Below are 17,244 nucleotides of genomic sequence, written 5' to 3' on the forward strand. Positions count from 1 at the left end.
GGGCGCCGCACCTATCCGGCGGGGCGGGCCCGTTTACGCCGGTCATCTGGCGCGCGCGGGGGACGGCGTGGGCTGCGCGACTTAGGGGGTGTCGGGTGAGTGGTGCGACTCACCGGACACCCCCTAGACGTTGTGAGCCTCTCGACCCGCTGAGCTGCGGGCCGAGAGATCAGCACCGTCTTACACATCGCCCCCGAGGAGGGCCCAGTCGCTCCAGTGTCCCGTCTGTCGATCGTGGCCGCGGAACCACGTCTTCCCGTCGTCGCCTATGACGCAGATGAGGAAGTCGTCGGTGCCGCCGGGCAGGTGATCATCGATGTAGACCTTGCTCTTCGCCTGTCCGCCCATGGTTTGCCAAGGGCCCCAGCTTCCGGACGAGTTGGTCCAGCGCGTCCACACCGCCCTGTCCAGGCCGATGATGAATTCCTGGCGGATGCCACCGCTCAGCTTCGCGGTGGTGACTCCGTACTCGCAAATGTAGATACCACCGGCGCGGCTGCATTCACTCGCCTGGGCCGGTGTGGCCATGACGCCCATACCAGCAAGGATCGCGGTCGCGACGAACGCGGATTTGATCTTGTTCATGGGCACGATCATGCGGAATGCCGCTCACGTAACACTAACGTTTGACTGGCGTCCCATCACAAGGGTTTGTCTCTGTGTGAGCCAACCCCGCAACGATCGGCAGTCCGGCGCGTCACCGACCCATCAGACACGACCTAGCAGCCTGCTCGGTCGGCTCCCACACACGTGGTGTCAGGCCCCGTTCGTCAGGCGGTCCAGGTCGAGGAAGGTCAGCTCGGCGTTGATGGTCACGCCCGCGCGGTAGCCGGCGCTTGCGGCGTTGACGACCTGCTCGGTCGGGCCTGCGGCGTTGCCGACGGCCCAGACGCCGGGGACGCTGGTACGGCCGGTGGGGTCGACCTCGGGGTAGGGGCCGACGGGGGTGGGTGCGGTACGGGCGCCGAGGCGGCGCAGCAGGGAGTCTCGGGGGACGGGCCGTCCGGCGGCGAAGAGGACGTCCAGGGGGATGACATCGCCCTGGGCTCCGTCGCCCTGTACGAGGCGCAGGCCGGTGAGGGCGCCTGCGTCCGTGCCTGTTCCTGTGCCCGTGCCCCTGCCCGTATCCGTGCCTGTGCCTGTGCCTGTGCCCGCGTCCGTGTCGTTCGCCGCGACGAGCTGGGCGACCCGTCCTTCGACGATCGGGATGCCTGCCGCCTTGAGCTGTGCGCGCTGGCCTTCGGGCAGTTCGGTGACGTCGAGGTCGTGCAGGAAGAGGGTGACGTTCTGGGACCACTGGGTCAGGAGGAGGGCCTGGTGGGCGCCGAGCGTGGGGTGGGCGAGGACGCCGAAGGCACGGTCGCGCACCTCCCAGCCGTGGCAGTACGGGCAGTGCAGGACGTCGCGACCCCAGCGTTCGGCGAGGCCCGGGATGTCGGGCAGCTCGTCGACGAGGCCGGTGGCAACGATGATGCGGCGGGCTTGGACGGAGGGGGCGTTCAGGAGGTGGACGTCGAATTCGCCGACGGCGGCGGATTGACCTGCGGCGGCGGATTCGCCTCCCCCGTCGCCGTGCGCGGTGATGTCGGTGACCTCGTCCGTGGTGAGGCGGACGCCGTACCGCTGAACTTCCTCCCTGCCGACGGCGAGGAACTCACTGGGCGGCATGCCGTCCCGGCCCAGGTATCCCTGCATGTGCGCCGCAGGGACGTTGCGCGGGTGTCCGGCATCGACGACGAGTACGGAGCGGCGGGAGCGGCCGAGGATGAGCGCGGCGCTGAGCCCGGCGGCGCCCGCACCGATGACGACGACGTCGAAGTGCTCGGGGGGCTGGGGAGCGTCGGGGACCTGGGGCACGGCCTTGGGCTGGGGTGCGTCGGGAGGATTGAGCACGGTGATCTCCTGCCGTGAGGCGTGGTCCGGCGGGTAGCGGGGGCGCTGTCCGGCGGGTCTCTTGCTGCTGTCACGGTCGCTCCGTACGTGCGTTTTTGGCAATTGGTGTTGCCGGATCGGCAAGATTGGCGGCGGCTGGTCGGTCGCGGCGGACCGCCCCGGGAGGGCTGCGGCGGCCGGCCCGACCCCACGGCGCTGCGGTGTGACGCGCCACCGCACCGTGGGACCGGGCCGTGGGGCTGGCCGTGGAAAGCCGGGACCGGCCTGCTACTGCTGGCGGGTGGACGGGCGGTCAGGGGCCGGGGCATTCGTAGGCGTATGTCGCCAAGGCGTTCTCCTGGGGAGTGACGATCCAGGAGTAGACCGCATAGCCGCCTGCGGCGATCGGGGTGCACGTGGGATCCACGTGGTAGTCGAGCTGGACGGTCACCAGAGCGATGTCTCGACCGCACTCGTTGTGCACCTTGGCCCAGCGGTTGAAGCTGGTCGGCGGCTTCTCACCCTGCTCGACGATCACCAGGCACGCGGCGGCCTCGCTGCTCTCCTGCGGAGCGGCGGAGGCGGCGGAGGCACCGGTCAGGGAGACGGACAGGGCGAGTGCGGTCACAAGACCGAGGGCGGCTTTGCCGAGGCGGCTTCGCCTGGGGGTGGCGTTCATGGGGTCCTCCATTGTTCGGTGTGGCGCTCGACGAGGCACTTTCAGCGCCTGCACGATCAGTGCCTGCACGATCAGTGCCTGCACGAACAGTCCCCGCACTCGGTGACATATCGGTCACTTCCCGGTCACTGCGTCACCCCAGCACCGCCGCCCCCCCGCCACTCACTCCCTCACCCTTAGGCCCCGGGCGACTTGCCCCATTTCATGACCCTTGCGGGAGATAGGAGGTGACTTGTGGGTGGGCTGTTGCATGAGCGGCCAGTGGCGTACCTTGCGCAACTTCGAGCCATCGGTCTTGCGGACTGTGAGCTTTCGGACGGATGCCTTGGAGTTCGCATGTGGTGGGTGAGGGGTGCCGCACGTCGGCACACAGCTGTGGTGAGTGGGGCTGCTGTGGTGTTGGCCGCGGCGCTGGTCGGGTGCGAAGGGGGCGCTTCGGCCGACGAGAAGGGTGCGGACACGAAGGCGGGCGGGGACGCGGAGGTCGTGAAGGCGGCTGCCGCCACCCATCCGCCCGTACTCCAGCTCATCGACGACGCGAAGAGCACGGACGGCGGGAGGCGGGTCGTGGTGGAGGTGTTGGCCAACGACACCTTCGCGAAGGACGGGGGCGCGGCGGGCGCACCGTTCCTCACGGCCGTGAGCAAGCCCGATTACGTACTGACCCTTGACGGCAAGCCCCGGCACGGCACCGCCGTACTCAGCGGGACCCGCGTCACCTACACGCCGAACGCCTCGTACGTGGGCGAGGACGACGTCACGTACAAGGTGAAGGTCAAGGGGGAGGGTGCGAGCGTGCTCTCAACCCCCTTGGAAGCTACGGCAGTTGTGCGGGTCACCATGAATACCGCCGCACCCGCCCCGGCCAGGGACAGGAAGCCCCCGGCGAAGGCGACGAAGAAGGCGAAGACGGAGACCAAGGCCAAGACGTACTTCAAGAACTGTTCGGCGGTACGGGCCGCCGGCGCCGCACCGATCCGGCGGGGCGACCCCGGCTTCGGCCGCCACCTGGACCGGGACGGGGACGGGGTGGCTTGCGCGTTGTAGGTGCTGATGCGGATCGCCCGGGTACCCGGGGGCACCCGGGTGCCGCCGGGTTCAGGGGGCGGCAGCACCCGGAGCCGTGGGCGGCTCAGCCGGTCCGGTCGGTCCCGTCGGCGCTGGCGGCCTTGTTGGTCCTGTCGGTCCTGTTGCCCTTGTCGGTCCTGTCGGTCCATCGTCCGTATGCCCAGGCGGCCAGCGCCCCGACGCCCACCGACACCAGGACCGCCCCGCCGTCGATCACATGCGGCAGTCCCGGGAAGAACCCGAAGAACGCGAGTGATCCGAGCAGGCCCGCCACGAAGGCGATGCCCTTGAGGAGTCGGCGGCGCTCCTGCGGTTGATTCGCGTTCACCCTGAGTCGCTGCTCACTTCTTGATGTAGTGGCACTGGCTGGACCGGCGGGTTCCGTTGACGTAGAGATGCGTGCACGCCTTTCCGTAACGCGGGGGCATCTGGGGCGAGTTGTTCCTCATGTGGTCAATCTTGCACTCGGGGTGCGTCTTGCCCCGGGATGTCTTGTACGTCGCGTTGTTCATGTCCGCGTAGGTGAAGTCGATCCGCCAATTGCAGAAGCCGGGCCCCAGAGCGGCGACGAACCCGCAGTCCACGCCCGCATTCTGGTGCTGGATCCTCTTACCGCTCCCCTTGATGATGTGGGTGAAGAAGCACCCCGTCGGTACCTTCACCGTCGCTCCCCCGGCCGTGTACGAGAAGGAGTTCACCGCGCTTGACCCGACCGCCGAGGCGTGGGCCGGCGCGGCGGCGACGGAAACGGTGAAGGCCGCCGCGAGTGCTGCTACCAGCACGTTTCGAGTTACGTCCATGATCTGCATCAGGCCACCCCTGCTCGTTTGAACCATTGAGCTGACATCACTACGAGCGGCTGACTCCGGTTCTGGCACATGCCTCGAACCAGCCCTGTGGGTGGCTCTGCGTGACCAGCGCCACCGTCCGTCGTGGGAGCTGGTCCCGGCTCATCAGGAGTAACGAATCCGCGCCCGGGGCTCCCGGCCACGCGGTGGGCGTGGGTGTGCGGAAGATCGCGTGACGCACCTCGTCCGCAGGTCAACATCCCGACCGCCTCGGCCGACGGCCCACGGTGACCCCGCTGCTCACGGAGTCAGCCGGTGGAGGGGCCCGGGTCCGACCGCTCCTGACGACGTCAGCCGGTGACGGGGCCCGGATCCGGTCGGGCCGGAGCGGTCGTTAGCCTCGGGGGACAGAGTCGCGCGCAGATCGGCGCAGCAAATCAGGAGGCATGAGTCATGGCCAAGGTGCCCGCATCCGTCGTTGCCGCCACCGGGTTGGTGGGGGGTTACGGGGTTGCCCGTTGGACCAAGAAGCGGCCGTTGGGCGGGGTGGCGCTCGCCGCGGCCGGGGCTGTGGCTGCTCGGCAGTGGCAGCAGGAGGCCGGGGGGAAGGTCGCGGCCGGGCTGACCGGGTTGTACGTGGCCGGGTTCGCGGGCTCGCACCCGTTGGCGAAGAAGGTCGGGGCCTGGCCTGCGGTGTTCGCCGTGGCGGGTGGGGTTGCTGCGGCTTCTTGGGCTGCCACGCGGTGCGGTGGCGGGAAGCGCTGCGCGAAGTAGGGGCCACGCGTAATGCGGCGGGGTGGACGGGAGGGCCCGTCCGCCCCGGCGCTGTTTTCGGGCCGCCGCCTGCCGCCGCCTGCCGGTCGGATCGGTCCTGAGTCGGCATTGACTCTGGCCCTGAGACGGCATTCACCCTGGTCCTGAAGGACCCGGGCACCTTGCCGAGAAGTTCTGGTGGAAATTCTCAGCTCTCGCCGAAGTCGGCCGCAGTGGTGAACTGTTGGGTGCCGATGACCTGGAGGAGGGCGAGGTGGTCGCTGGTGTCGCTGCCGGGCGGCGGGGTGTAGAGGACCAGCCGGTGGTCGCCCTCGGGAGCCAGCAGTACCTGGCAGTCGAGATCGATGAAGCCCAGTTCGTCGTGGAGGACGCGCATCCGGGTGTGCCTGCGCACCGCCACCTCGTGGAGTTCCCACAGCGCGCAGAACTCCTCGCTGGCCGCCCGCAGTCGCTCCAGGAGCCGGGTCGCCGCGATGTCGGTGCCGCGCCGGGCCACCGCGGCCCGCAGATCGGCGACGTGCAGACGGCTGTAGTGATCGTGCTCCTCGGGTGGGTAGGCGGCCCGGACGGAGGGTTGGGTGAACCAGCGCCACACGATGTTGCGGCCGTGTTCGGAGACGGTGCACACCCCGCTGAACAGGGCCTCGGCGATGGCGTTCTGGGCGAGGACGTCACCGAGATCGCTCACCACCTGCGCCGGCGTGGTGGGCAACTGGTCGAGCAGGTGCAGCAGCCCGGGGCTGACGTGGCCGGTATCGGTGTGGGCCGCGGGCGGCGGGTGGCCCGCCAGCAGATGGAGGTGGTCCCGCTCGTCCGCGGTCAGACGCAGAGCGCGGGCGAGCGCGGCCAGCATGGACGCGGAGGGCTGCGGTCCACGCGCCTGCTCCAGGCGGATGTAGTAGTCGGCCGACATCCCGGCCAACTGGGCAACCTCCTCACGCCGCAGCCCCGGTGTCCGGCGCCGGGGGCCGGGCGTCAGCCCCACGTCGTGCGGGCGGACCCGGTCTCTTTGGCGACGTAGGAAGTCGGCGAGGTCACGGCGGTTGATCAGCATGACGGTCATCCTGCACGACCCGACCGCAGCCGAACCAGGGACTGGAGATCCCAGGGTCCGCGGCCGAACCAGGGACTGCCGATCCCAGGGTCCGCAGCCGAACCAGGGACTGCCGATCCCAGGGTCAGCAGGTCTCTGCCGCCCCTGGTCGTACGGCGGCAGGGTGGTGGTCACCGCAAGGCCGGAGCATCCGGCCTCATGCGACCGCTCACCGTCGTCTCCGCTTACCGCCGTTCCCGCCCACCGTCGTTTCCCGACCGAGGAGAACCCTCCATGGCCACCGTCACTGTCGCCGACGCCCAGGTCCACTACGAGTCCACCGGCTCAGGTCCCGCTCTCGTCCTCGTGCACGGCACCGGCTCCGCAGGCGCCGGCCTGACCTGGGGCGAAATCGCCCCCCGGTTCGCCGCGACCCACACCGTGATCACTCCGGACCTGTCCGGCACCGACCTCACCACCGACACCGGGGCACCGCTGACCGTCGAGTACCTGGCCGCCCAAGTGATCGCTGTCATCGAGGATGCCGGCACGGGCCCCGTGGACCTGCTCGGCTTCTCCATGGGCGCCCCGGTCACCGCAGCCGTGGCCGCGCTGCGACCCGACCTCGTACGGCGTCTCGTCCTGGCCGCCGGCTGGGCACACACCGACGGCGACGAGTACCTGCGCAACCTGTTCACCCTGTGGAAGCAGCTCGGCCACAGTGACCCGGCGGCCTTCGGCCGCAGCGTCACCATGACCGGCTTCAGCCGCGCCTTCCTCAACACCATCGGCCGCGCCCAGGTGGAAGCACTGATCCCCAACATGCCGCCCACGCCAGGCACCCTGCGTCACGTCGACCTCGACAGCCGCATCGACATCCGCCACCTGCTGCCCCGCGTCCAGGCCCCTACCCTGGTGCTCGGCGCCACGCAGGACGCTACGGTCCCCATCGAGCACAGCCGCGCCCTCAACTCGGCGATCCCGGACAGCGCCTACGCCGAGATCGACGCAGGGCACGTCATGTTCTTCGAGAAGGCGGACGAGTTCACCAAAGTGGTGGGGGGATTCCTCCACGTGGCGTGACCCGCCCCACCAAGCCGGTCCAGCCCTTCGACCAGTGCCTGGAGCAGAGCTTCACCCGTCGCCGGGCCGCCCGGCTCCCGCTTCCGCCCCGCCCCGCCTTCTACGCGCCGAACGCCCTCGACACCGTGTAGATCAGCAGCCCCACCAGCGCGCCCACCACCGTTCCGTTGATGCGGATGAACTGGAGGTCGCGGCCGATGTGGGCCTCGATCTTCTTCGAGGTGTGGTCGGCGTCCCAGCCGGCGACCGTGTCCGTGATCAGGGACGTGATCTCGGAGCGGTAGGTGGTGATGACGTAGACCGCCGCTCCCTCCACCCAGCCTTCGAGCTTGCGCTGGAGGCGGCCGTCCGTGGCCAGGCGGGCGCCGAGGGAGATGAGGGAGGCCCGGACGCGGAGCCGGAGTTCGGACTGGTCGTCGTCGGCGGCGGCGATGATCATCGAGCGGACCGCGGACCACGCGGAGGCGATGACGTCCTGGACTTCGGGGCGGTTGAGGATCTCCGACTTGAGGCGTTCGGTACGGGCCCGGGTGTCGGAGTCGGACTGCAGGTCGGTGGCGAAGTCGGACAGGAAACGGTCGATGGCGCCGCGGGCCGGGTGGGTCGGCATGTCCCGTATTTCGGTGATGAACCGGAGGAGTTCTCGGTAGACGCGGTCGCCGATCTTGCGGTCCACGAACCGGGGGGTCCAGCCGGGGGCGCCGCCCTGGACCGCGTCCATGACGGAGTCGCCGTGTTCGACGAGCCAGTCGTGGGCGCGGGTGCAGATGAGGTCGACCGCGCGGTGGTGGGCGCCGTCCGCGACCACCTTGCCCAGAGCCTTGCCCAGGCCGGGGGCGATTTCGGCGGCGTCCGCGCGGCGGGTGATCGCCTCGCCCACGACGGCTTGTACGTCGGAGTCGCGCAGGACGGTGAGCGCGCCGCGCAGCGCGGTGGCGAGTTCTTCGGTGACCCGGTCGGCGTGGGCGGGTTCGGCGAGCCAGGCGCCCAGCCGGCCGCCCAGGTCGAGGGGGGCCAGGCGGGCCTTGATGACGTCCTCGGAGAGGAAGTTCTCCCCCACGAAGGAGCCCAGGGAGACGCCCAGTTGGTCCTTCTTGGTGGGGATGATCGCGGTGTGCGGGATGGGGATGCCCAGGGGGTGCTTGAAGAGGGCCGTGACCGCGAACCAGTCGGCCATCGCACCCACCATTCCGGCCTCCGCCGCCGCCGCGACGTAGCCGGGCCAGCCCGTGAAGCCGCTGTGCTGCGCCCACTTGGCGAGGACGTAGATCAGGGCGACCAGGATGAGGAGGCCGGTTGCCGTCGCCTTCATCCGGCGGACGCCCTGACGCTTCTCCTCGTCCGCCTCGCTGAAGGCGAAGGGTGGGCGGGCGGCGGGACGGGCAGCCTTTGCCGGGGGGCCGTCGGAGGAGGAGCCCTGGGGACCTTCGGAGGAGGAGCCCTTGCCGGAGAGGCTTTCGGAGGAGGAGCCCTTGCCGGAGGGGCTTTCGGAGGAGGAGCCCTTGCCGGAGGGGCTTTCGGGGCGTGCGGGAAGCGAGGGGCCCGACGTGTGTCCACCGGGCCTCACGGATCCCTCGGGTCCCCCGGTCCCCGCAGGTCCCTCAGGCCCCCCGCGTGCCTCCCGTTCGGTCGCACCGTTGTCTGTACGTTCCATCCGCTCCGCCCACTCCGCTCGCCCGTGCCGTACCGATGACGGCGCTGCCGCCCGTGCTCGTGCCCGTACCCGTATCCCAGTACGTCCGTACGTGAAGACCCGTACGCAATGTCCCTACCTGACCTACTCCCGGAACGCACCTGGAGTTCCCGACGTCTCCCTTCCCGACGTCATACCGCATCATGGTGATCAGTTCGAATGATTGATGAGGAGCCCCCCACCGCATGACCAGGCGCAATGGTTATGCCCTGCTGGCCGGTCTGGCAGCAGTGGTCGTCTTGATCTCCTGCGGCATCTTCGCCCTCACCGGGCTGATGACCGGCGACGACCCCCCGCGCGGTGCGCGCGAGGGGCGTGACGCACAGCACGGCCGTGGCGACGGAGGCCGGCACGGCAACGGTACGGAGCTGCGGCCCGCCGGCGGCGGCCAGTGGATCGGCACCTGGTCCGCCTCCCCCGTCGGCCCGGAACCGCGTACCCAGCGCGGGCTTCCCGGGCGTTCCGTACGTAACGTCGTGCACACCAGCATCGGCGGCACCAGTGCCCGCATCACCCTGTCCAACCGCTTCGGCGACAAGCCGCTGGTCGTCTCGCACGCGTCGATCGCCGTCGCGGCGGCCTCCGGCGCCCCGGCCGCCGAGCCCGGCACCATGCGGCCCGTGACCTTCCGCGGGAAGCCGTCCGTGACCATTCCGGCCGGTGGGTCCGTCGTCGGCGACCGTACGGCGATCAAGGTGCCGTACGACGCCGAGCTCCTGGTCACCCTCTACTCCGCGGCTCCGAGCGGCTCGGTCACCTACCACCCGCACGCCCGGCAGACCGGGTACACGGCGGTCGGCGACCACACCGAGGACCCCTCGGGCGGCGCGTTCCGCGGCCGGACCAACAACTACCGCTACGTGACCGGCGTCGACGTGCTGAATCCGGACGCGGACGGCGCCGTGGTGCTCTTCGGCGACTCGATCACGGACGGGATATCGTCCACGCTCGACGCCAACCGGCGCTACCCGGACGTGCTGTCCGACCGGCTGCGGGCCGAGCCCGGGGCGCCGCACTACGGCGTGCTGAACCAGGGGATCAGCGGGAACCGGCTGCTGAGCGACAACCGCGGGCCGAGCGGACTCTCCCGGTTCGCCGCGGACGCAGCGGACCGGCCCGGCGTCCGGGTGACCGTGGTGCTGCTGGGGATCAACGACATCATCGCGCCGCCGCACGAGTACGATCCGGGCCGGATCGTGACGGGGCTGCGCGAGCTCGTACGTCAGGGGCACGCGCGGCAGCAGCGGGTGGTGGGCGGCACGCTCCTGCCGTTCGGCGGGCATTCGTCCTGGACGCCGGAGCGGGAGGCCGTGCGGCAGGCGGTGAACGAGGAGATCCGGGCGGGGCGGGTGTTCGACGGCGTCGTGGACTTCGACCGGGCGGTACGGGACCCGTACGCACCGACACGGATGCTGGCGGCGTACGACTCGGGAGACCACCTGCACCCGGGCGACGAGGGCTACCGGCGGATGGGCCAGTGGGTGGACCTGCGGGTACTGCGGGGCGGGAATCAGGTACGGGGCGGGGCCGGAGCAGAGGTGGGAGTGGGGGCGTAACGCGTAGGGCCTAGGGCGGCGGACGGCAGGCACCACCGGGCACCGGGCACCGGGCACCGGGCACCGGGCACCGGGCACCGGGCACCGGGCCGAGCCTGGCCCCGGGCCGAGCCTGGCCCCGGGCCGAGCCTGGCCCCGGGAGGCCGGTGCGGGATCCGGCCCCCGGGTTACGCGGTACCAGGCCCCCGGGCCACGGATGCGCGGTACGCGGGCCCCGCACGCGCGGCGCCGTGCCCCGGGTACACGATGCCGAGACCCAGGCACACGGCGCCAGGCCACGCATGCGCGGCACCACGCCCTCGGTAAGCGGTTCCACACCCGGGCTCACGGCGCCAGGCCCCGGGCACGCGGTACACAGGCCCCGGACGCTCAGGTGCCAGGCCCCGAGACCCAGGTACCCGGCGCCAGGCCCCGCATGGGCGGCGCCGGGACCCTGGTACGCGGCGCCACACCCCGGGCACACGTTGCCAGGCCACCGGCACGCGGTACACGGGCCCCGGACGCTCAGGTGCCAGGCCCCGGACGCTCGGTGCCAGGCACCGGACGCTCGGTGCCAGGCACCGGGCCGGGCCGGGTCCGGGATGTGCGGCGCCGGGATCCGGATGCACGGTGCCGGGCCCCGGACGTCCGGGACCGTGCGGGCGCACTGTTGGTGCGGGTGGGGGCGGGGGTGCTATCCGGGCGGAGGCGCTCCCGCCCCTCAGTCCAGTTCCTTGCGGCGTTCCGCCTTCAAGCGCTGCTTGTCCGACTTGCGGAGTTTGCGTTCCACTCCCACGCCGCCCATCAGCGCGAAGCCCGTGACCTTGACCATCGGGGAGCCCGGGGTGCCCTGGCCCGTGGCCTTGTCGTCGAAGTCGCCCATGATGCCGATGCCGGAGACCTGCACGGTCAGCTCCGGCGGGACCTTGACCACGATGCCGCCCATGATCGTGATGCATCGGATCACCACTTCGCGGTCCTCGAAGCGCGCCTCGCGCAGGTCGATCTCGCCGCCGCCCCACATCGCGAACGCGGTGAAGCGGCGCGCCACGCTCCATTGGCCCCACCGCTTGAACCCGCCCCAGAAGGCGAACGCCCCCTTGGAGGTGGCGGGGACCCCCACCCTGCCCGACCAGGCCTCCACCCCGTCGCCCGCCCCGCCCGCCGCATGAGCGGGAAGCACTGTCGGCGCCGCCCCTGCCGACACCGGCAGGTCCCTTACGAGGAGCTGGAGTTCGGCCTGCGTACGCGACGTGTACGCCGCACCCAGCCGCTCGTCGAACTCCTCCATGTCGAGCCGCCCCTCGGCGACCGCATCGCGCAGCACCTCGGCTATCCGCTCGCGGTCGGCGTCCGATGCCCGGAGTTCAGGAAGGTCACTGGTCATACAAGTCACCCTAGCCGGGCGCCCGTTGCCCCGCCCGTCCCACCGGCGTACATTTTCGCGATCACCGCCTCGATGTCCGGCTCCCGCACCGAGAGGTCCAACAGGGGGTACGCGGCTGCCAGTTGAGCCACCAGTGGCGCCGCCGAAACCGACGCCGGGAAGGACAGCCACTGGCGCGGCCCCTCCACCTTCACCACCCGCGCCAAGTCCGTCTCGACCGGCGGGAGTTCGCGCTCCAGGTCGATCACCAGGGTGCGCTCGCTCTCCCCCACCTCGTGCAGCCCGGCCAGCGCGCCGTCGTACATCAGCCGCCCGTGGTCGATGACCATCACGCGCTTGCACAGCTGCTCGATGTCGGTCAGGTCGTGGGTGGTGAGCAGGATGGTGGTGCCGTTCTCGACGTTCAGGTCGCGGAGGAACTCCCGGACCTTGGACTTCGACACGACGTCCAGGCCGATCGTCGGCTCGTCCAGGTAGAGGACCTCCGGGTCGTGCAGGAGGGCCGCCGCGATGTCGCCGCGCATCCGCTGCCCGAGCGAGAGCTGCCGTACGGGTACGTCCAACAGCTCGGCCAGGTCGAGGAGTTCGACGCACCGGGCCATGTTCGCGGCGAACCTCTCGTCGGGGATCCGGTACATGCGGTGCATCAGGCGGTACGAGTCCTTGAGGGGGAGGTCCCACCAGAGGGTCGTGCGCTGGCCGAAGACGACGCCGATGCGCTGCGCGAGACGGGTGCGTTCGCGGGAGGGGTCGATGCCCGCGACGCGCAGCCGGCCGCCGCTCGGCGTGAGGATGCCGGTCAGCATCTTGATGGTGGTGGACTTGCCCGCGCCGTTGGGGCCGATGTAGCCGACCATCTCGCCGCGCGGGATCGTGAAGCTGATCCCGTCGACGGCTCTGACCTGCCGCTTCTCACGCCGCATGAAGCCCGTCCTGCGTCGCACGTCGAAGACCTTCTCGATGCCTTCCAGCTCGATCAGATCGCCCGTGCCCAGATCGCCCATGTCCGCCCTCATCCGTATCGAGATCCGCCCTGTCCGCCCTCATCCGTCGTATCGAGATCCGCGCTGTCCGCCCTCAGCTCCCCGTGCTCCGGTACGACCTCAGCCCCGCCCGCCACAGCAGCCCCGCCGCCACCCAGAACAGCACCGCCACCACCGGCGGCAGGAAGGCGAACCAGTCCGGCACGGCGAGCGGGTACGGCCGCCCGAGCACGTACATCGCGGGAACCCAGTTCACGAAGGCCAGCGGGAGCACGAAGGTGACCCCCCGCACGAGCTCCTTCGCGAACACCGTCGGCGGGTACTGGAGCAGCGTGTTCCCCCCGAAGGTAAACGCCGCCTGCACCTGCGCCGCGTCCTGCGCCCAGAACTGGAACGCGCCGCCCATCGTGAACACCGCCGCGAAGATCGCCCCGCCGCTCAGCAGCATCATCGGCACCATCAGCACCTTGAGCGGCGTCCAGTCCACACCCTCCAACTGCGTGATCCCGTAGGCCAGCACCGCAAGACCCTGCGCCGTCCGTCCCAGTCTGCGCAGTGCGAACCGGTCCGCCGCCACCTGCGCGAGCACCGGCGCGGGCCGTACGAGCAGCGCGTCGAGCGTGCCGTCGCGCACCTTCTCGCCGAGGCGCCCCATCATCCCCATCACCAGGTCGGCGAACCCGAACGCCGACCCCGCCAGCCCGTACACGAACGCCACCTCGCCCAGCGAGAACCCGCCGAGCCTGTCGACGTGCTGGAACATCAGCAGTACGGCGACGAAGTCGAGGCCGGTCCCCGCGAAGCTGCCGAGCGTCGTCATGAGGAAGGACACCCGGTACGCCATCGTCGAGCGGATCCACATCGCCGCGATCAGCCCGTACGCCCGCACCCCGTCCCGCAGCAGCGACATCCGGCCCTTGGCCGCCCACGGGGCGCCCCGCACCTCGACGGGCTCAGCCACCCTGGAGCACCACCCGACGCGTAGCCGCTCCCTGAAGAAGCCTCCCGCACGCCAACAGCACGACCGCCCACCCCACTTGGAAGCCGTACGCCCCCAGCAGGTCCCACCCCGTCCGCTTGCCCAGGTACACGTCCGCCGGCACCTGGAGCAGCGCGGACCACGGCAGCGCCCGCGCCACCTCGCCGAGGAGCCCGGGGAAGAGGGTGAGCGGCAGCAGCATCCCGGAGAAGAACGTCCCGGCCAGCCAGGAGAGTTGGGCGACCCCCGCCCCGTCCATCAGCCAGAACGCGCTCAGCGCCACCAGGTAGCGCAGCGCGAAGCTCACCACCAGCGCGAACAGCACCGACACCAGGAAAGCGGGCCACATCCACCCCGCCGGTGGCAGCGCCACCTCGAAGGCGAGCGCCCCGGCCACCATCGGGAGCGCCCCGCGCGCGAGGATCTGGAACGCTCCGCGCCCCAAGTCGCTCGCCAGCCACCACAGTTGGAGGTCGGCGGGGCGGTAGAGGTCGGTGGCGATCGCACCCGTGCGGATGCGTTCCATCAGCTCGTCCTCGAATCCGCCGCCCATCAACGAGGCCGCGGCCAGGAGGGCCTGGCCCAGCCAGACGTAGGCGAGGGCCTGCGGCAGCTCGTAGCCGCCGAGGCCGGGCCGTTGGTCCCAGAGCGCTTTGTAGGTGTACGCGAGGATGAATCCGAAGACGGTGTTGGTGAAGATTCCCGCCACCGTGGCGACCCGGTATGTCGCGTATCTACGGAAGCCTCCGGCCGCCACCAGCCCGTACAACCGCCAGCGCATCCGCGTGTGCCTCACCTGTAACTCCCGTACCCGCACCTCTCTCACCCCCTCACTCGTTGTGCCACTTGGCTCGCCGCCTGCATCGGCACCAAAGCGCCCGACCCTAGTCCAACGGGGTCACCGTCCGCGAGCGATTACTCGCCGAGTGCGAGGACGAATGCGAATTGCGGTAATGCACGGTGTTTCATGGAGGGGCAAGCGAATCGCCCGATACAGCACCGTTATGCCGGAGTGTGAACCTCTGGCCGCGCCCGAGGAGTCTTCACAGGCATGAGTGACGAGCCACAGCAGCCGCCGGGCTGGGCCCCCCGGGACCCCTCCGTCCCGGCCCCGGGCCCGGACTCCGCCTCGAACCCGGACGACCCCCGAGCGGCCGGGGAGAGCGGGCCGGACGGGCCGGACGGTGCGAGCGGACAGGCCGGCAAGAAGGGCAAGAAGCCCAAGCGCCCCAAGCGCAAGGGCTGGCGCCGGCTGATCCCCACCTGGCGCATGCTGCTCGCGGCGTTCCTGCTGGTCGCGCTCCTGCTCTGCGGCGCCTTCATGGCCGGCTACATGATGGTCAAGATCCCCAAGGCGAACGACACCGCCACCGCGCAGTCCAACGTCTACCTCTACGCCGACGGCACCCCGCTCGCCCGCGACGGCGAGGTCAACCGGGAGAACGTCAAACTCGCCCAGGTCCCCAAGGCCGTCCAGCACTCGGTGCTCGCCGCCGAGGACCGCGGCTTCTACAGCGAGCCCGCCGTCGACCCGCAGGCCATGATCCGCGCCGCCTGGAACACCCTCACCGGCAAGGGCAAGCAGTCGGGTTCGACGATCACCCAGCAGTACGTGAAGAACTACTACCTGGCGCAGGAGCAGACCGTCACCCGCAAGGTGAAGGAGTTCTTCATCGCGATCAAGCTCAACCGGGAGGAGTCCAAGGACTCGATCCTGGAGGGCTACCTCAACACCAGCTACTTCGGCCGCAACGCGTACGGCATCCAGGCCGCCGCGCAGGCCTACTACGGCAAGGACATCGAGGACCTCGGTGCCCCCGAGGGCGCCTACCTCGCCTCGCTGCTGAACGCCCCCAACGCGTACGACGTCGCCACCCACCCCGAGAACCGCGGCAAGGCGCTCGCCCGCTGGAACTACGTCCTGGACGGCATGGTCAAGGAGGGCTGGCTGAGGCCGTCGGAGCGGGCGAGGACCAAGTTCCCGCAGCCGCAGCAGGCCAGGCCCGCCTCCGGACTCTCCGGGCAGCGCGGCTACATCGTGCAGGCCGTCGAGGACCACCTCACCGACAACAAGGTCATCGACGAGGAAACCCTCAACACCGGCGGCTACCGCATCACCACCACCCTGGAGAAGCCCCGCCAGGACGCCTTCGTGAAGTCCGTCGAGGACAACGTCATGAAGAAGACCGACAAGGAGCGCAAGGCCGACCGCAACGTCCGCGTCGGCGGCGCCTCCATCGACCCGGCGACCGGCAAGGTCGTCGCCATGTACGGCGGCATCGACTACACCAAGCAGTACGTCTCCAACGCGACCCGCCGCGACTTCCAGGTCGGCTCCACCTTCAAGCCGTTCGTCTTCACCGCCGCCGTCGAGAACGGCTCGACCACCCAGTCCGGCGTCCCGATCACCCCCAACACCATGTACGACGGCACCAACAAGCGGCCCGTCGTCGGCAGTTCCATCCCCTTCGCCCCCGAGAACGAGGACGACCGCTCCTACGGACAGATCTCGGTGCGCACCGCCACCGACAAGTCCGTCAACGCCGTCTACGCACAGATGGCCGTCGACGTCGGCCCCAAGAAGGTCAAGGAGACCGCGGTCGCGCTCGGCGTCCCCGAGGAGACCCCCGAGCTCAACGCGTACCCCTCCATCGCCCTCGGCGTCGCCACCGCGAGCGTCCTCGACATCACCGAGGCGTACGCGACCCTCGCCAACCACGGCAAGCACGGCACGTACACGCTCGTCGAAAAGATCTCCAAGAACGGCACCGACCTCCCGCTCCCCAAGCAGGAGGTCAAGCAGGTCGTCTCGCGCGCCGCCGCCGACACCACCACCTCGATCCTGCAGAGCGTCGTCGACGGCGGTACGGGCGCGGCGGCCAGGGCCGCGGGCCGCCCGGCCGCAGGCAAGACCGGCACGGCCGAGGAGGACAAGGCGGCCTGGTTCGCGGGCTACACCCCGGACCTGGCGACGGTCGTCGCCGTGATGGGCGCCGACCCCGACACCGCCGTCCAGACCCCGCTGTACGGAGCGCTGGGCCAGCGGCGCGTCAACGGCGGCGGCGCCCCCGCCGAGACCTGGGCGCAGTACACGGCCGCCGCGCTGAAGGGCAAGGAGGCCAAGGACTTCGAGCTGGAGCTGGAGGAGGGCGCCGAGGCCCCGGTCGTACCCCCGCCCTCCCCGCAGGAGCCCGTCCAGCCCCCGCCGGGCGACACCGCGGGCCAGGACCCCGGCGCGGACGACGGCGGCACGACGACCACCGACGGCGGCCGGCAGCAGGGCGGCCAGGCCAACACGGGCGGTACGGACACCGGAGGCGACACGGGCGGCGGCCAGGTCGGCGGCAACGACGGAGGCGCGTCCACCGGC

General features: G+C 70.5%; 17 protein-coding genes. 6 read left to right on the forward strand and 11 right to left on the reverse strand.

Annotated features, from left to right (window positions below; translation table 11 throughout):
• Positions 1-180: 180 nt before the first annotated feature.
• The 3 genes from ACWGIG_RS25185 to ACWGIG_RS25195 all read right to left on the reverse strand — a co-directional run bounded on the left by ACWGIG_RS25185 (position 181) and on the right by ACWGIG_RS25195 (position 2,551).
• Positions 181-585 (reverse strand): hypothetical protein, encoded by a 405-nt coding sequence (locus ACWGIG_RS25185; protein WP_453323934.1) that lies wholly within the window; start codon positions 583-585, stop codon positions 181-183.
• Between the two features lie 171 nt (positions 586-756).
• Positions 757-1,857, reverse strand: a complete 1,101-nt coding sequence (locus ACWGIG_RS25190) for an NAD(P)/FAD-dependent oxidoreductase (RefSeq protein WP_453323949.1) — start codon at positions 1,855-1,857, stop codon at positions 757-759.
• Between the two features lie 328 nt (positions 1,858-2,185).
• Positions 2,186-2,551: a hypothetical protein gene (locus ACWGIG_RS25195; RefSeq protein ID WP_453323935.1), complete on the reverse strand. Its 366-nt coding sequence runs from the start codon at positions 2,549-2,551 to the stop codon at positions 2,186-2,188.
• Between the two features lie 378 nt (positions 2,552-2,929).
• Between ACWGIG_RS25195 and ACWGIG_RS25200 the strand changes: the two genes are divergently transcribed.
• Entirely contained in the window at positions 2,930-3,598 is a 669-nt protein-coding gene (locus ACWGIG_RS25200; protein ID WP_453323936.1) for an excalibur calcium-binding domain-containing protein, read from the forward strand.
• Between the two features lie 85 nt (positions 3,599-3,683).
• Here the strand turns inward: ACWGIG_RS25200 and ACWGIG_RS25205 are convergent, their stop codons facing one another.
• Both ACWGIG_RS25205 and ACWGIG_RS25210 read right to left on the reverse strand, forming a co-directional pair.
• Positions 3,684-3,947 (reverse strand): hypothetical protein, encoded by a 264-nt coding sequence (locus tag ACWGIG_RS25205; RefSeq protein WP_453323937.1) that lies wholly within the window; start codon positions 3,945-3,947, stop codon positions 3,684-3,686.
• A 13-nt stretch (positions 3,948-3,960) separates the two neighbouring features.
• Positions 3,961-4,419: a hypothetical protein gene (locus ACWGIG_RS25210; RefSeq protein WP_453323938.1), complete on the reverse strand. Its 459-nt coding sequence runs from the start codon at positions 4,417-4,419 to the stop codon at positions 3,961-3,963.
• A gap of 441 nt (positions 4,420-4,860) precedes the next feature.
• Here ACWGIG_RS25210 and ACWGIG_RS25215 point away from each other — a divergent pair, with 441 nt between their 5' ends.
• Entirely contained in the window at positions 4,861-5,181 is a 321-nt protein-coding gene (locus tag ACWGIG_RS25215) for a hypothetical protein (protein WP_453323939.1), read from the forward strand.
• A gap of 187 nt (positions 5,182-5,368) precedes the next feature.
• On the opposite strand, the gene ACWGIG_RS25220 is transcribed toward ACWGIG_RS25215, so the two are convergent.
• The gene (locus tag ACWGIG_RS25220; RefSeq protein WP_453323940.1) at positions 5,369-6,235 is read right to left on the reverse strand and encodes a helix-turn-helix transcriptional regulator; all 867 of its coding nucleotides are present in this window, start codon (positions 6,233-6,235) and stop codon (positions 5,369-5,371) included.
• Positions 6,236-6,508: 273 nt separating this feature from the next.
• Here ACWGIG_RS25220 and ACWGIG_RS25225 point away from each other — a divergent pair, with 273 nt between their 5' ends.
• Both ACWGIG_RS25225 and ACWGIG_RS25230 read left to right on the forward strand, forming a co-directional pair.
• Entirely contained in the window at positions 6,509-7,297 is a 789-nt protein-coding gene (locus ACWGIG_RS25225) for an alpha/beta fold hydrolase (RefSeq protein ID WP_453323941.1), read from the forward strand.
• Positions 7,294-7,428 carry a hypothetical protein gene (locus ACWGIG_RS25230; protein ID WP_453323942.1) on the forward strand — a complete coding sequence of 45 codons (135 nt, stop codon included), beginning with the start codon at positions 7,294-7,296 and terminating at the stop codon, positions 7,426-7,428. Before ACWGIG_RS25225 ends, ACWGIG_RS25230 begins: the two co-directional genes overlap by 4 nt.
• On the opposite strand, the gene ACWGIG_RS25235 is transcribed toward ACWGIG_RS25230, so the two are convergent.
• Positions 7,398-8,951, reverse strand: a complete 1,554-nt coding sequence (locus ACWGIG_RS25235) for a DUF445 family protein (protein ID WP_453323943.1) — start codon at positions 8,949-8,951, stop codon at positions 7,398-7,400. The genes ACWGIG_RS25230 and ACWGIG_RS25235 overlap by 31 nt on opposite strands.
• A 224-nt stretch (positions 8,952-9,175) precedes the next feature.
• On the opposite strand from ACWGIG_RS25235, the gene ACWGIG_RS25240 reads away from it, so the two are divergent.
• Positions 9,176-10,546, forward strand: coding sequence for an SGNH/GDSL hydrolase family protein (locus tag ACWGIG_RS25240; RefSeq protein ID WP_453323944.1), 1,371 nt, complete (start codon positions 9,176-9,178; stop codon positions 10,544-10,546).
• A gap of 700 nt (positions 10,547-11,246) precedes the next feature.
• Here the strand turns inward: ACWGIG_RS25240 and ACWGIG_RS25245 are convergent.
• The 4 genes from ACWGIG_RS25245 to ACWGIG_RS25260 form a co-directional block, all read right to left on the reverse strand.
• Complete coding sequence (locus tag ACWGIG_RS25245; RefSeq protein ID WP_453323945.1) at positions 11,247-11,912, reverse strand: DUF1707 SHOCT-like domain-containing protein; 666 nt, start codon at positions 11,910-11,912, stop codon at positions 11,247-11,249.
• Positions 11,913-11,917: 5 nt separating this feature from the next.
• Positions 11,918-12,916, reverse strand: coding sequence for an ABC transporter ATP-binding protein (locus tag ACWGIG_RS25250; RefSeq protein WP_453323946.1), 999 nt, complete (start codon positions 12,914-12,916; stop codon positions 11,918-11,920).
• A gap of 73 nt (positions 12,917-12,989) precedes the next feature.
• Positions 12,990-13,856: an ABC transporter permease gene (locus tag ACWGIG_RS25255; protein ID WP_453323947.1), complete on the reverse strand. Its 867-nt coding sequence runs from the start codon at positions 13,854-13,856 to the stop codon at positions 12,990-12,992.
• Positions 13,849-14,655 (reverse strand): ABC transporter permease, encoded by an 807-nt coding sequence (locus ACWGIG_RS25260; protein ID WP_453323950.1) that lies wholly within the window; start codon positions 14,653-14,655, stop codon positions 13,849-13,851. Before ACWGIG_RS25260 ends, ACWGIG_RS25255 begins: the two co-directional genes overlap by 8 nt.
• 270 nt (positions 14,656-14,925) lie before the next feature.
• On the opposite strand from ACWGIG_RS25260, the gene ACWGIG_RS25265 reads away from it, so the two are divergent.
• The coding region (locus ACWGIG_RS25265) for a transglycosylase domain-containing protein (protein WP_453323948.1) at positions 14,926-17,244 on the forward strand (2,319 nt) is incomplete at its 3' end.

The sequence above is a fragment of the Streptomyces sp. NPDC054863 genome (assembly GCF_053610825.1).